Source organism: Cobetia sp. BL01 (genome assembly GCF_056493605.1).
Window position 1 is genome coordinate 242104 of record NZ_JBVBEE010000004.1, and the last position, 13060, is coordinate 255163.

A 13060-nucleotide genomic window follows, 5' to 3' on the forward strand; every position below is an offset into this window, starting at 1 on the left:
GGCGAGAAGAAAGGGCGAGTGTGGGGCGAGCAAGCCTCACCCTCATGGCGATGGCCCAGTGTAACCGAGCGACGCATGGCTGTCGGGGCAGATGGCCTTGCGAGAGGTTGGCGCGGGAGTGGAGCGATGCGTGCGAGAGGCTTGCCGAGGCGACCAGCGCGGCCTGTGAGTGGCGGTGTGTGGCTGTGGATATGCGGGTTATCTTTAGAAGAAAATAGCCAAATAAGCCTTGTCGTCTTACGCTGAAAGCCACGCATGACGAGGCTTTCATCCCCACCCCCCACCACTGGAGCGAAGACGCGATGCAAGATGCCAACAGCCACCTGCCGATTGCCATCATCGGGGCAGGCCCGATAGGGCTGAGCGCTGCGGTCAATCTGCTGGCAGCGGGCCTGGAGCCCATCATCTTCGAATCAGGCGAGCAGGTCGGGGAGCATCTGACTCGCTGGGGGCATGTGCGCATGTTCTCGCCGTGGTCCTACAACGTGGACCCCGTGGCAGCCGAATGGCTCACGTCCACCGGCTGGCAGGCGCCACGAGCGGATGCCTTCCCCACCGGCGCGGAGCTGCTCGCCGACTACCTCCAGCCGCTGGCCGCGTTGCCGGAGATTGCCTCCCGCCTGCATACCGCGACGCGGGTCACGCATGTCAGTCGCCTGCAGCATGATGTGCTGCGCTCCAATGGGCGAGAAGAGGCACCCATCGTGCTGCGTGTCTCGGGGCCGGATGGCGAGCGCGACGTGCTGGCACGGGCGGTGATCGATGCCTCCGGTACCTTCCAGTGCCCCAATGGCATCGGGGCGCATGGCATTCCTGCACTGGGGGAACTCGCGGCGGCAGAGCGGATCGCCTACGGCGTGCCGGATATCACCGGCAAGGCGCGGGAAGACTATGCCGGCAAGACGGTGCTGGTGGTCGGGGGCGGGCATTCGGCCTTCAACGCGCTGCAGGATCTGGTCAGCCTGGCCGAGCAGAATCCGGACACGCGCATCCTGTGGGGCGTGCGCTCCGCCACGCTGGACAACGTCATCCGCTCACCGAAGGACGATGAGCTGCAGGAGCGCCGGGCACTGGAAGTGCGTATCCAGCAATGGCTGGAAGACGGCAGATTCGAGGTGGTGACCAATCTCGCCATCGAGGCGATTCATCCACAGGAAGAGCAGGGTGCTCGCCTCGTGGTGGAAAGCGGTGGCCAGCGCCTGCCGGCGGTGGACCGCATCATCGCCGCCACCGGCTTCCGCCCGGATCTCGCGCTGCTCTCGGAGCTGCGTGTCTCGCTCGACCCCGCCACCCAGAGCCCGGCGCGCCTTGCACCGCTGATCGACCCCAACCAGCACAGCTGTGGCTCCGTGCCGGAACACGGCGCCGCCGAACTGACCCACGCGGAACCCGGCCTCTATATCCTCGGCATCAAGAGCTACGGTCGCGCACCCACCTTCCTGATGCGCACCGGCTACCGCCAGGTGAAATCCGTCGTCGCCGCACTGCTGGACCCCGACGCCGTCACCCCCGCCCCGGTGTGTGGCGCCACCCGCAGCGCTGCCAATCAGGCATCACGCCAGTGTGAGCCAAGCTGTGGGTAAGAGCAGGTAAGGACTGACAATGAAAAAAGCCCTCCCGGCATCGCCGGGAGGGCTTTTTTCATGCGTCTTGCGGACTACGTTCTCCGATGGATGATTTGCATGTCCTCATCGCTATGCTTGCCCTCGGCCATGAGCTCGCGCCAGCGTGACTCGGCAATCGCCGGAAACTTGAGCAGCAGATACTCCAGCACCGTCGTCACACCGGAATTGAGCTGAGGCAGGCTCAGCTTTGAAGGGCGGGCGGAAATGGACATCGTGGGCCTGAGAGCATGGAGTTGTAGTAAAAAGAGTGAGTCCAGCAAGCTTTATTTTTCAATGATAACGATAGTGTAACCGACTAGGTCAAAAATTTTGGATCACTTTGATGGTACCAGTCCATTAATAGTTGAACTGAGAGTTGAAAGAAATGTTTTGTTAATTTCGGGGGATCTATCCTTGATCGAATATTATATAAAGCATGTATCATTACTAAAAACTAGATTTAATGTTAGGCTAACTGCTATACGTAAATTGTTTGTAGGTGTGGTATGTTGTGATGATTTTTGATAAACATATCAACGTTGAGAATGTTCAATATGGAAAGCTATTGTATTTAAGGAGTGCGCTGTGAAGACATTTAGTTTTGATGATATTGGTATCGCAAAAATTTTCTCTGATTATTCTTTGAATATACCTGCGCATCAGAGAGATTATGCTTGGACAGATGAAGAAGTAGAACAACTCTTTTCAGATTTAGAGGCAGCATATAGAAATAGTTCTGAGTATTTTCTAGGTACTATTGTAGCTATTGAAAAGACATCCTCCAGTGATCTTAATGTTGTAGATGGCCAACAAAGACTTACTACCACTTATTTGCTTTTAACGGCAATTCGTGATCATTTAGAAGCTTACAATATAGGAAGCGATATATCTACATCATTACAAAATAGCTATTTATTTAAAAGCGATCGTAGAGAAGGCTTTAAGCAGAGGCTATCACTAAACACAGATGATCGAGATTACTTTAAGGAATTAACGGCTCAAAAGCGAGGTGATAAATGGCCACCTGAGCCAAATAGAACATCGCATAGGCTATTAAAGAATGCATATTTTAAAGCCAAAGAGAGAGTAGAGGGTATAGCTAAATCTATAGCAGGGGTGGATGCACAAGATACATTTAACTCTTGGATAGATTATTTGGAAAACCAGGCTCAAGTTATACTTCTGAGAGCTCATGATGAGGGACGGGCTTTTAAAATGTTTGAAACTCTTAACGATAGAGGGTTGCGCACATCACAGGCAGACTTAGTTAAAAGTTATCTTTTTGGCCAATCAAAAACACAAATAGATATAGCACAAACTAAATGGTCAAATATGCTGGAGAATCTTCAAGAACTTGGAGACGATGATCCACAAGTTTCTTTTTTAAGACATCATCTTATTGCATTTTCAGGATTTGTAAGGATGGATGGTGTATATGAGTCAATACAAAGTAAGTATAAAAATGAAAATTCTTCTATCACTTTTCTAGGTTCACTTTCAAATAATTCTAGAGCTTATGTTGCCACTTTTAATTCAGACAATGACTATTGGGATAGCTATAGTAAAGTATCTAGAAAGTATTTGTCAGATTTTAATATGTTCGATTTAAAACCAATGCGGCCTTTGCTTTTGGCAATTGCTGTTAATTTTAATAAAAAAGAATTTGAGCTTGCCATTAAGTTTTTAACTTCACTTAGTGTTCGGTTAGTGCTTACGGCTAGAACTCGTAGTGGAGTAAACGAGCAAGCATTTGCAGATTCAGCTATTAATATCTCTAATAAAGTTATATTAACAAGTGGTGATTTAATCGAAGCTCTGCAAAAGATAGTGGTTTCCGATAAAGAGTTTGAAGAAGTGTTTAGTGTTTGTAGGGTCTCGAAAACCTATTTGGCCAGATATTACCTGAGAGAACTCGAGCATACTTCCAATACTCAAAGAGAAGAGCTTGAATGGGTTAATGATGATGTCGATGACATTACATTGGAGCACATATTGCCAAAATCAAAGAAAAAGGATTGCTGGGTAAACTTTAGTGAAGAAGAACATTTAGAAAATAAAAATAGACTTGGGAATCAATGCTTGTTAAAGAAAAGCAGAAATAATTCAATGTCTAATGATAGTTTTGAAATAAAAAGAAAGGTCTTTAGTGAGAGCAGTATATCCACAACTTCTGCGATAGCTCAATATGAAAGCTGGAGTCCTGAAACAATCAACAATCGACAGCTAGAGATGGCTAAAATAGCCTTGGCTGCGTGGCCAATTAATAAAACCTGCTATACAAGAAAGTAAGTGATTTCATAAGAAGTTTAAAAAGCCCTCCCGGCATCGCCGGGAGGGCTTTTTCATGCGTCTTGCGGACTACGTTCACCGATGGATGATCTGCGGGTTTCTACTGAGATCATCGTCTTACATCGGGTGTTGCTCTTCTTCGTAGAGCTCGGCCTTGGCGTCGCGTAGGACATCTTCGCAGGCGCTGTGGTTGGCCAGTTGCAGCATCAGATTCTGGCTGAGGGCGAAGCCCTTGCCCAGACAGGTGTCGACCTCTTCGCGACTGAGCGCCGGGGTGACATTGCAGTCAATCTTCATCGTACGACTACCGCCATCAAAGCGGTCGGCGAGGGCGCGCAGGCGCCAGGCAAGCCGTGTTTTCCAGCGGGCGGTGGGGTCGGGGCCTTCCGTCACGTCGAGCGTGCAGCGCCATTCAGGTTTGTAGACCTTCATGTGAACCTCCTCGGCTGGTCGTTTCAATGATCGATCGTGATGTTCTGCTCCGCTTGCTGTGCTTGATGTCTTGCGTTGTTTCTCGTACCGGAAGTCCGTTCCAGACGTGCTCCTGGTCGTCGTGCGCGTGCATCTGCCACGAGGGCGGCGGCGAGACATGGACTGTCGTCAACCGGGCCCGTCACTTCACCATACGAGTTTTGGGCCCGGGTTACATCAGTTCGAGTGTAAACGTTGGTTATCCTCATGTGTTCTCAGCAGGCATTCCAGTGCCAGATGCAGCCAGTCAAAGGTGTCACGCGGGGCTACCGCTGGCGAATCATCAGGGCTGAGGGCTCTGGTGTGCTCGCCCAGCAGCTCCGTAAGCGTCTCGATCTGCATGGCCTGATGTAATGCGAATGTCTCAAGCTCCCCACTGGTAGACCAGATCTCCTGCATCACGGTCGGCACGGCGCTCATGGCGCAGGCGGCGTCCAGTATCTCGCCGCGTGCACGCTCGGCCTGTATGCGCGCAGCATGCTCCAGCAGCCTTGCGCTCAGGGCGGGAAAGCGTGCCTGGGCAATCGCGGGCGGCAGGTGGGAGGGAGATGTGCACGGCGGGTGGGCAGAAGCGTCGCGGGGGGCCTGCCAGCGGCGCAGCGGTGCGCCGGATGTCGGCGTGTCTGGTTGAGAGGCCATGTGGATAACTCCAGTGTGCAAGCGCCAGTGCTACAGGTGTCTTGAGGATGGGCAGGCATTCAAGCGTTGTCAGTCGCGGCAGGAGGACAGATATGAGGCGCTATCACCGCTGACGCAGCAGTGACTTGCGCCGAAGAGCGCAATCGCGTGATGGACTGCCAAGTGGTTCATTTCGCGAGAAAAAAGTCGATCTGGATGCAACCAGACCTCAATGGTGTGCGTACACAGGAAGACGTGCCCGGCACGAGGCGGCGCTGACTGCCTGACAGGCCCATTTCCTCTGGAGAGAATTGACATGACGAAGTACGCCGATCGAATCCGCATTTCCCTGCTGCTGCTGCGCCTCGGGGTCTTCCTCGTGATGACAATGTGGACGTTGGACAAGTTCTTCAATCCCGGTCACGCCGCGGCCATCTTCGAGAAGTTCTATTCCATCGGCGGTGTCGGCGAAGGCATCGTCATCGTGATCGCCGCCATCGAGATGGTGCTGTTGCTGATGTTCCTGGCAGGCGTGAAGAAGACCCTCACCTATGGGCTGGTGCTGGTGCTGCATGCCGGCTCCACGCTGTCTGCCTTCAATCAGTATCTCGCGCCGTGGGAGCACTTGCTGTTCTTCGCCGCCTGGCCGATGCTGGCCGCCTGTGTGGCGTTGTTCCTGCTGCGGGAAATCGATACCTGCTTCACCCTCGGCGGCAAGCAGGCACGTCTCGCGCAAGCACAGACCCAGGCCGGCTGAATCTCGGGTTCGTGAGTCACCCGTTGCCTGTGCGCTGACAGCAAGCGCCAGTAGCCAAAAGGCCCGGTCATGCGATGCATGGCCGGGCCCTTCATGTGCTTTCTGCAGGGTCTCGTGTGTGTCTTTCGCCTAGTGTGTCAGAGTGCCATTTCTCGTTATTGTTATCTTTGTGATAATCATAATGACGTTGTTGAGATTGGTAGCGCCTTGTTGGCGTATTCATAACGACGCCAGATCATTACGTAAGATCTGACGCAAGGCGTGGCATGAGCCCTCATGCCTTGTCGATGCTTGCCTTGTCGATGCATGCCTTGTCGATGCATGTCAGGCGATGCAGGTCAGGCGATGCTGGAGCGCAGTGGCGAGGACAGAGTCTCGCTCAGCGTGTTCAGCGCCGTGGTCAGCTCGCGTTCGGCCTCCTTCACGCGTTGTGCGCCAGAGGATGGCGCTGCCTGCTCGGCCAGCTGGGTGGCGGCGGACAGCGGGTCCGTCACCGGTGCTGCCACATGCTGCGTTTCCAGGCGTGTGAGGATGGTCTCCAGCGCTGGCAGGCTTGCGTTGTTGTGGAATTGCCAGACGCCGTAGATGCGGCCATCGAAGGCGGCTTCGCTGCCCAGGGTGGGGTCTGCCGCCAGTCCGGCGCCGAGCCCGAACAGGTAGAGGCCCTCAAGGAGGTTGCCTGAGAGGTCTCGGGGATTGCCGGTGGCATCGGAATCCAGTCCGCCCTTCACCTGGCTGAGCGGTAGCGGCTGACGCGTCGCATCCAGCAGGCGCGGCAGAATCGGCTGATAGCCGTTGCACTGCACCACTACCGGCGCGTCGGCCAGTGCTTCGCTGGCCGCGAGCAGGCGTTGCTGAGGGCCGGGGCCGGTCTGGATGAGCCTGACCTGCATGTCGCAGTCTGCTATCCGACCGCTGGAAAGCACTTGCTGGCCGATGCTCAGGGCACGGTAGCGCAGCCCGCCGGAGCGATTGATGCGTCCGCTGATGGGGCAGACATCGCGCTCGGCATCATAGGAATAGCCCGCGGCCTTGGCCTCTTCGGCGTTCTCGAAGAACAGCCGGACAGGCGAGCGGTGGAGCAGGGTGATCTCGTCGATGCGCGTCTTGTGGAATGCGCTGGCGAGCAGATCCAGCATCGAGAAGGCGCTGTGGGAGCCACCCACCACGCAGACACGACCACCACGCCGCAGGCGCGGCAGCAAGAGGCTGCGCAGCTGACCTTCCGGCATGCGCAGCAGTTCGTCACCGCTGTAGATGCGGGCACGCGGTGACAGGGACAGTCCCTGACGCGAGAGGTCCTGGGTCAGGTGTTCCGGGCATTGATAGCCGCCGAGATTGAGCACCAGGTTGGAGGTGCGAATCCGTGTCGGACGTGACGCGTGTTCCGGCGTGTGAGTCAGCGTCAGCAGATTGTCATCCTCGATGCGCTCAACCTCATCGAGACTCGTGCCGCACCACAGCTCCACGCCGGCAAGGCGGGTGGCGTGTTCCAGCACCAGCCGGGACGCCGCTTCCAGCAGGGCGCCCACTTCGCTGAGCGCCGGGGCGGTGAAGGCCTGGGCGCGGATGTTCTCCAGGCACGGATCGCCTTCCAGCGGAGCGAAGACTTCCGCGAGGGCCGGGTCTCTCAGGCAATCGAGAAAGACGTCCCCCACCGAGTTGGCCGTGATGCGATATTCGCCCAGCCGTCCGGCCCCCAGAGGCGCATCCCGATGAATGCCTCCGGCATCCAGTATCAGCAGACCATGGCGTGCGAGTTGCGCCAGTTTTCCGGTTTTCAAGGCATTGAATAGAAACCCCATGCCCGCTGGGCCAACACCGGCCACGACACATCCGTAGGCGGTGATTCGTGAAATATCCTTCATCAGGTTCTGCTCCCTTTGTGGTTCGCTGCGTCCTGAAACTGTCTTGATGACGGGGTGTTTCTCCTGACCAGTGGAGCCCCTGTTCCTCAAGAAGATCGTGGCCATTCAGCGCCAGTCTGTGCTGGCTCGTGAAGGCGTCATTGGCGTCGTCGGCCCTGGCCCACGCGGAGGGTATGAGCGTGTTCGGGCTGTCATGCCTTCATGAAAAGGCATTGATATTTCTCATTGATATCAATTTAATCAACAAGATAGCGGAGTAATGGGCGTGATGATGCGGTGATGCTCTCATGACGGGACATGGGTGTTGCACAGATGATGCAGACGATGATCAGTGACGAGACTCGATACCGGTGCGTCCCTTTTTCGTTGAGGTCCGCACCCTTGATGCAACGCTTGAGGCATGGCGATAGGTATCGATGACAATCAATTCTCACACGCGCACGATCACTCGTGGCGTGGCGCAAGACGTGGGAAATGACAGGAACGTCAACGGGTATTCTGGTGAATCGGACAGGATTAATAAATGACCTGAATCAGGATTGAAAACGGCTGATGACGAAAATCATTCATTGCCATTAATGCGATATCGTTTGCCTCATGCGAGGGGATTATCGACTGGTGCGAGGAAGGGACTGACAACCAGCAGTCGATCAGCTGTCGTGTCGTTGGAAAGGATGGCAAACGTGAACGCGGCCGGCGTGCTGGCAGGAACCCGCAGACATGTGAATTCGCAGGTGGAGGCGTGCAGGCGAGCGAGCGCTGGCTCTGTTATGCTCTGCGCCCGCACGCATGCCTGTTCGGCTCGTGCCTGTTCATCGACTGAAGGAATGTCCTCGTGACTGACGCCACCGCCACCCCTGCCTTTGCCTCTCTGGCGCTGGCGCCCGAGCTGCTCACCAATCTGGAGACGCTCGACTATCACACCATGACGCCGATTCAGGCACAGAGCCTGCCGCCGATGCTGGAAGGGCGCGATGTCATCGCCCAGGGCCAGACGGGCTCCGGCAAGACCGCCGCCTTCGGCCTCGGCCTGTTGTCGCGCCTCAAGGTCTCGCGCTTTCGTGTCCAGTCGCTGGTGCTGTGCCCCACGCGTGAGCTGGCCGATCAGGTCGCCGGCGAGATCCGCCGTCTGGCGCGCGGTCTGCACAACGTCAAGGTGCTGACGCTGTGTGGCGGTGCGCCCTTCGGCCCGCAGCTGGGCTCGCTGGAACACGGCGCGCATATCATCGTCGGCACGCCGGGCCGTGTGGACGAGCACCTGCGCAAGGGCAGCCTGAGCCTTGCCGAGCTCAATACCCTGGTGCTGGACGAGGCCGACCGCATGCTCGACATGGGCTTCGCCGAGGTGCTGGATGCCATCATCGCCGAGACCCCGGAAGCGCGTCAGACGCTGCTGTTCAGCGCGACCTTCGCCGATGGCGTGCGCCCGATCGCCGAGCGCATCCTGCGGGAGCCGGTCAGCATCGAGGTCGCCTCCACCCACGATGACAGCAGCATCCGTCAGCTGTTTCACCGGGTAGCGGATGAAGAGGCGCGTTTCGAGGCGCTGCGTATTCTGCTGCTCAAGTATCGTCCTGACACCAGCGTGGTGTTCTGCAACACCAAGCGTGAGGCACAGGAGGTCAGCGATGCCCTCAATGAGCACGGTTTCAGTGCCATGGCCCTGCACGGTGATCTGGAGCAGCGCGAGCGTGATCAGACGTTGGTGATGTTCGCCAACAAAAGCACCTCGATTCTGGTGGCCACGGACGTCGCGGCACGCGGGCTGGATATCGACGCTCTGGATGCTGTCTTCAATTACCAGATCGCCCGGGACCTCGATGCCCACGTCCACCGTGTCGGGCGTACCGGTCGCGCGGGCAGCTCCGGTATCGCCTGTACGCTGTATACCGAGAAGGAAGACTATCGCTTGGCCAAGCTGGGAGATTTCCTCGAGCAGACGCTGGAAGCCGAGCCGCTGCCGGCGAAGAGCATGCTGACCCGTGAACCCTTCCGCGCGCGCATGGCGACGCTGCAGATCGATGGCGGCAAGAAGGACAAGCTGCGTCCCGGCGACATCCTCGGTGCCCTGACGGGCGATGGCGGCCTGCCGGGCAGCCAGATCGGCAAGATCAAGGTACTGGCCCGCACCACCTACGTGGCGGTGGAGCGCGATGTCGCCAAGGCCGCGCTGACCCAGTTGATGAACGGCAAGCTCAAGGGCCGTTCCTTCCGCGCGCGTCGCCTCAAGAGCTGACAGGGGCGCCCGCCTGATGGCGTGGAAATCAGCAGAGGAGTGACATGGCAGGTCCCACGTCTCTCATCTGGATCACGACCTTGTCATCACGTCATTCGATGCCCGCCACTTCGGCGGGCATCGTGCTTTTTGAGCAGTAGATTGACTCTCGCGGGCCATGACGGCGGTGGCTAAGCTTGGGGGTGACGGCCCTGATCGACAGGGCGCTGAACCGGTAACTCGTGATGACTGACAATCCCGCCGATAATCTTCGCATCCGTGAAGAACGTCTCATCGATCATGAGCGCATCTACCGCATCCATGAATCCGTGTTTGCCGGCCACCGGGAGGCTCGCCTGGGCGACAGACTGCGTCGCAGTGATCTGGCGCAGATCTCGCTGGTGGCCGAGCGCTTCTCTGACCCGGAAAGCGGGCGTCACCTCAGTGAAGGCGAAGGAGGGCTGCTGGGGCATGTGATGGCCTCGCGCGTGGAACTCTCCGGCTGTCCGGGGCGCGTGCTGATGGCATTGGCGCCTCTGGCGGTGTTGCCCCAGCACCAGCGTCATGGCATCGGCAAGCGGCTGGTGATCTCGGCGGTCAAGCGTTGTCGTCTGCTGGGAGCGGGCGCCGTGGTGGCGGCGGGTCATGCCGAATTCTATGCACATCTGGGCTTTCATCCGGCGCGCCATTACGGCCTTTATTGCCATCACGAGGATGTGCCTGGCGCCTTCGTGGCCATCGAGCTGGTGCCGGACTATCTGGCGGGGCTGGGAGGCGAGGTGCTGTTCGACCATGGTTTCTCTGACCTGGGCCTCTGACCTGGGCCTCTGGCTCGAGCGCAGATTCGCGCTCTGAGCCGGGCTCCTCGAAGGGGCTTGCCCTGTGGTGTGCCTCTTCACTCGGTCATCCCCTTGCAACTCGGCGTTGCGCCACCCTTGAAACCGCGCGACACCCGCTCCATGTCCTGTGTATCCCCGCGCTGTTGTCTGTACTGGTGTGCAGGCCGGGGCGTTATCCCGACCGATGATTCAAGGAGAGACATCATGAAGCTCAAGACTCTGGGTAGTTCGCTGATGATTGCCATGCTGGGTCTCGGTGGCCTGTCACTCGCCGGTTGCGAGGACGAGGGCCCGATGGAGAAGGCTGGCGAGAAGATGGACAATGCCGTGGAAGACGCCGGTGACAGCGTCGAGAACGCTACCGACAGCTGATGGCTGGCCGTGACTCGCTCACGAGCACGGCGAACCGCAAGGTGTGAATGCACAAAGGCCCCGCCTCTCAAGAGGCGGGGCCTTTGCATGTCAGGGCTCCGTGTATCAGGGCTCCGTATATCAGGGCTGCATGTGTCAGAGGTTTGAGAAAGTCTCAGGAAGAGACAGGCTCAGACAGACACGGGCTGCTGGTCGCTCTGCTGCTTGCGTTCCGCGACGGCGGCTTCATAGGCGCGGCCTTCCTCGGCCTCGGTGGCGGCGCTGAAGCGCACCAGCAGGGCGAACAGCGAGATCACGATCACGCCCATGCCCAGATACATCAGGCCTTCCTGGTAGGTCAGTTCTTCACTGCGGAACAGGAAACCCGCGGCGACAGCCCCCGCGTTGCCACCCGCGCCGACGATACCGGCCACCGCGCCCAGTGCCTTGCGATTGACGAAGGGCACGATCCCGAAGGTGGCGCCTTCCGCCATCTGCACGAACAGGCTGAACACCAGCATGATGCCGATGGCCACCGCGAGGGTTTCCATCTGGGCGAAGCCGACCAGCGCCACGCCTTCACACAGCAGCGCGATGAACAGCCAGCGCACGCGACCCTTGAGGCCGGACTGACGGGCGAACAGGTCGGAGAAGACGCCGCCCAGGGTGCGCGCGAACAGGTTCATCAGGCCGAACAGGCCCGCGATGAGGCCGGCGGTGGCGAGATCGAGGTCGAAGTGATCGAAGAAGTAGATGGCGGCGACGTTGTTGATGGTCAGCTCGACCCCGAAGCAGGCGCCGTAGACGAGGAACAGGGCCCAGACACGGATATCGCGTGCCGCCGCGCCGAAAGTGGCGCGCATGCTGTATTCCTTCTCGGCCTTGGGCAGCTCACCACGCTCACGCAGCTCGCTGAAGTTGCCGTCCGGGGCATCCTGGGTGAAGAAGTAGTAGGCGATCCCGGTGAGGAACAGCACGATGCCCGGCACGACCATCGCCAGACGCCAGCCCAGGGTCTGCTCGACGCCCAGCATCAGAAGGCCGGCCATCACCAGCGGCATCAGCATCTGGGTGGTGCCGCCGCCCAGGTTGCCCCAGCCGGCGGTGGTGGCATTGGCGGTGCCGACCACGTTGGGGCCGAACATCACGGAGGTATGGTACTGAGTGATGACGAAGGACGCGCCGATGGCACCGATGGCCAGACGGGCGAGGAAGAAGGATTCGAAGCTGTCGGCGAAGCCGATGCACATCACCGGCAGAGAGCCGAGGCACAGCAGCCAGGTGTAGGCCTTGCGTGGCCCGATGCGATCACACAGCACGCCGATGGCAAGTCGCACGATCACCGTGATGGCGACGGAGGCGATGATGGTGTTGCCGATCTGGGTCTTGGTCAGGCCGAGGTCATCGCGCACCACGGCCATCAAGGGCGCGATGCCGAACCAGCCGAAGAAGCAGACGTGGAAGGCGAACCACGACATGTGGAAGGCGCGCATCTGCGGGGTATTGAAGCTGAACAGCCGGATACGGCTGGCCTTGTTGCGAATATCCATGAGTGGGCTCCTGGTACAGCGTCGGTGCCGGACGCCAGGGTCTCGGCGCACGACGGGTGGTCGAACAGCTGTGAACGACAGCGGGGCGCCTCGTCATTGAGGGGCCTGGTTCGACGCACTCGTACTCCCGGGAGCCTGGTCCACGTCATGGATGATGCATGGCACGCTTGTCTGCCATTGCCTGACTCAAAGCAAGTAGCGCGCCACTTGCAGGGGTGTTGTGCGTCCAACCCCCGTCATATCAAGGGCTTGGAATCATCATGTCGGGCAAGACAGCAGTGGGGAGTAAGCAGGGCGATGCCCAGTGGCGGTGCGCGGTGGGGTGAAGATGATCCAGTCTGGCGCACGTGGCGGGCGAGAGATCGCCAGATCACGCCATGCATCATTGCTGTGCAGTCGGGCGCGCCCTTGCGCACTGCGGAAGGCCTTTCAGGCCAGCGCTGCACCAGTTTGTGGCATGAATCCTGCAGTGTCAGAGGCGTGACGCCATCCTGACTC

At 58.3% G+C, this 13060-nt stretch carries 11 protein-coding genes; 6 read left to right on the top strand and 5 right to left on the bottom strand.

Going from position 1 to position 13060, the window contains the following annotated elements; genetic code table 11:
• The first annotated feature begins 302 nt into the window (after positions 1 to 302).
• Complete coding sequence (locus tag ACZYGA_RS09795) at positions 303 to 1583, top strand: NAD(P)-binding domain-containing protein (protein WP_479399044.1); 1281 nt, start codon at positions 303 to 305, stop codon at positions 1581 to 1583.
• Positions 1584 to 1657: 74 nt separating this feature from the next.
• On the opposite strand, the gene ACZYGA_RS09800 is transcribed toward ACZYGA_RS09795, so the two are convergent.
• On the bottom strand, positions 1658 to 1837 hold the full coding sequence (locus ACZYGA_RS09800; protein WP_479399045.1) for a hypothetical protein: 180 nt from the start codon (positions 1835 to 1837) through the stop codon (positions 1658 to 1660).
• Positions 1838 to 2189: 352 nt separating this feature from the next.
• Here ACZYGA_RS09800 and ACZYGA_RS09805 point away from each other — a divergent pair, with 352 nt between their 5' ends.
• A complete protein-coding gene (locus tag ACZYGA_RS09805) occupies positions 2190 to 3893 on the top strand; it encodes a DUF262 domain-containing protein (RefSeq protein ID WP_077379013.1) in 1704 nt (567 codons plus the stop codon).
• Positions 3894 to 4010: 117 nt separating this feature from the next.
• On the opposite strand, the gene ACZYGA_RS09810 is transcribed toward ACZYGA_RS09805, so the two are convergent.
• Positions 4011 to 4325: a hypothetical protein gene (locus ACZYGA_RS09810; protein ID WP_077379015.1), complete on the bottom strand. Its 315-nt coding sequence runs from the start codon at positions 4323 to 4325 to the stop codon at positions 4011 to 4013.
• A gap of 216 nt (positions 4326 to 4541) precedes the next feature.
• Positions 4542 to 5003, bottom strand: coding sequence for a hypothetical protein (locus ACZYGA_RS09815; protein WP_479399047.1), 462 nt, complete (start codon positions 5001 to 5003; stop codon positions 4542 to 4544).
• 295 nt (positions 5004 to 5298) lie between these two features.
• On the opposite strand from ACZYGA_RS09815, the gene ACZYGA_RS09820 reads away from it, so the two are divergent.
• Positions 5299 to 5739 (top strand): hypothetical protein, encoded by a 441-nt coding sequence (locus tag ACZYGA_RS09820; RefSeq protein ID WP_077379019.1) that lies wholly within the window; start codon positions 5299 to 5301, stop codon positions 5737 to 5739.
• Positions 5740 to 6077: 338 nt separating this feature from the next.
• Here ACZYGA_RS09820 and ACZYGA_RS09825 read toward each other — a convergent pair whose 3' ends face one another.
• Positions 6078 to 7607 carry a hypothetical protein gene (locus ACZYGA_RS09825; protein ID WP_479399048.1) on the bottom strand — a complete coding sequence of 510 codons (1530 nt, stop codon included), beginning with the start codon at positions 7605 to 7607 and terminating at the stop codon, positions 6078 to 6080.
• Positions 7608 to 8442: 835 nt separating this feature from the next.
• Here ACZYGA_RS09825 and dbpA point away from each other — a divergent pair.
• From dbpA to ACZYGA_RS09840, 3 genes are all read left to right on the top strand, one after another.
• Positions 8443 to 9843: an ATP-dependent RNA helicase DbpA gene (gene dbpA, locus ACZYGA_RS09830; protein ID WP_077379020.1), complete on the top strand. Its 1401-nt coding sequence runs from the start codon at positions 8443 to 8445 to the stop codon at positions 9841 to 9843.
• 224 nt (positions 9844 to 10067) lie between these two features.
• Positions 10068 to 10640, top strand: a complete 573-nt coding sequence (locus tag ACZYGA_RS09835) for a GNAT family N-acetyltransferase (RefSeq protein WP_077379022.1) — start codon at positions 10068 to 10070, stop codon at positions 10638 to 10640.
• 225 nt (positions 10641 to 10865) lie between these two features.
• Entirely contained in the window at positions 10866 to 11033 is a 168-nt protein-coding gene (locus ACZYGA_RS09840; protein ID WP_164850377.1) for a hypothetical protein, read from the top strand.
• Between the two features lie 170 nt (positions 11034 to 11203).
• Here ACZYGA_RS09840 and ACZYGA_RS09845 read toward each other — a convergent pair whose 3' ends face one another.
• On the bottom strand, positions 11204 to 12562 hold the full coding sequence (locus ACZYGA_RS09845) for a NarK family nitrate/nitrite MFS transporter (protein ID WP_077379024.1): 1359 nt from the start codon (positions 12560 to 12562) through the stop codon (positions 11204 to 11206).
• Between the last annotated feature and the right edge of the window lie 498 nt (positions 12563 to 13060).

Excerpts from the sequence above, each read along its gene's own strand:
- ACZYGA_RS09795 (WP_479399044.1), top strand. The coding sequence starts at position 303 with ATGCAAGATGCCAACAGCCACCTGCCGATTGCCATCATCGGGGCAGGC.
- ACZYGA_RS09800 (WP_479399045.1), bottom strand. The coding sequence starts at position 1,837 with ATGTCCATTTCCGCCCGCCCTTCAAAGCTGAGCCTGCCTCAGCTCAAT.
- ACZYGA_RS09810 (WP_077379015.1), bottom strand. The coding sequence starts at position 4,325 with ATGAAGGTCTACAAACCTGAATGGCGCTGCACGCTCGACGTGACGGAA.
- ACZYGA_RS09815 (WP_479399047.1), bottom strand. The coding sequence starts at position 5,003 with ATGGCCTCTCAACCAGACACGCCGACATCCGGCGCACCGCTGCGCCGC.
- ACZYGA_RS09820 (WP_077379019.1), top strand. The coding sequence starts at position 5,299 with ATGACGAAGTACGCCGATCGAATCCGCATTTCCCTGCTGCTGCTGCGC.
- ACZYGA_RS09825 (WP_479399048.1), bottom strand. The coding sequence starts at position 7,607 with ATGAAGGATATTTCACGAATCACCGCCTACGGATGTGTCGTGGCCGGT.
- ACZYGA_RS09835 (WP_077379022.1), top strand. The coding sequence starts at position 10,068 with ATGACTGACAATCCCGCCGATAATCTTCGCATCCGTGAAGAACGTCTC.
- ACZYGA_RS09840 (WP_164850377.1), top strand. The coding sequence starts at position 10,866 with ATGAAGCTCAAGACTCTGGGTAGTTCGCTGATGATTGCCATGCTGGGT.
- ACZYGA_RS09845 (WP_077379024.1), bottom strand. The coding sequence starts at position 12,562 with ATGGATATTCGCAACAAGGCCAGCCGTATCCGGCTGTTCAGCTTCAAT.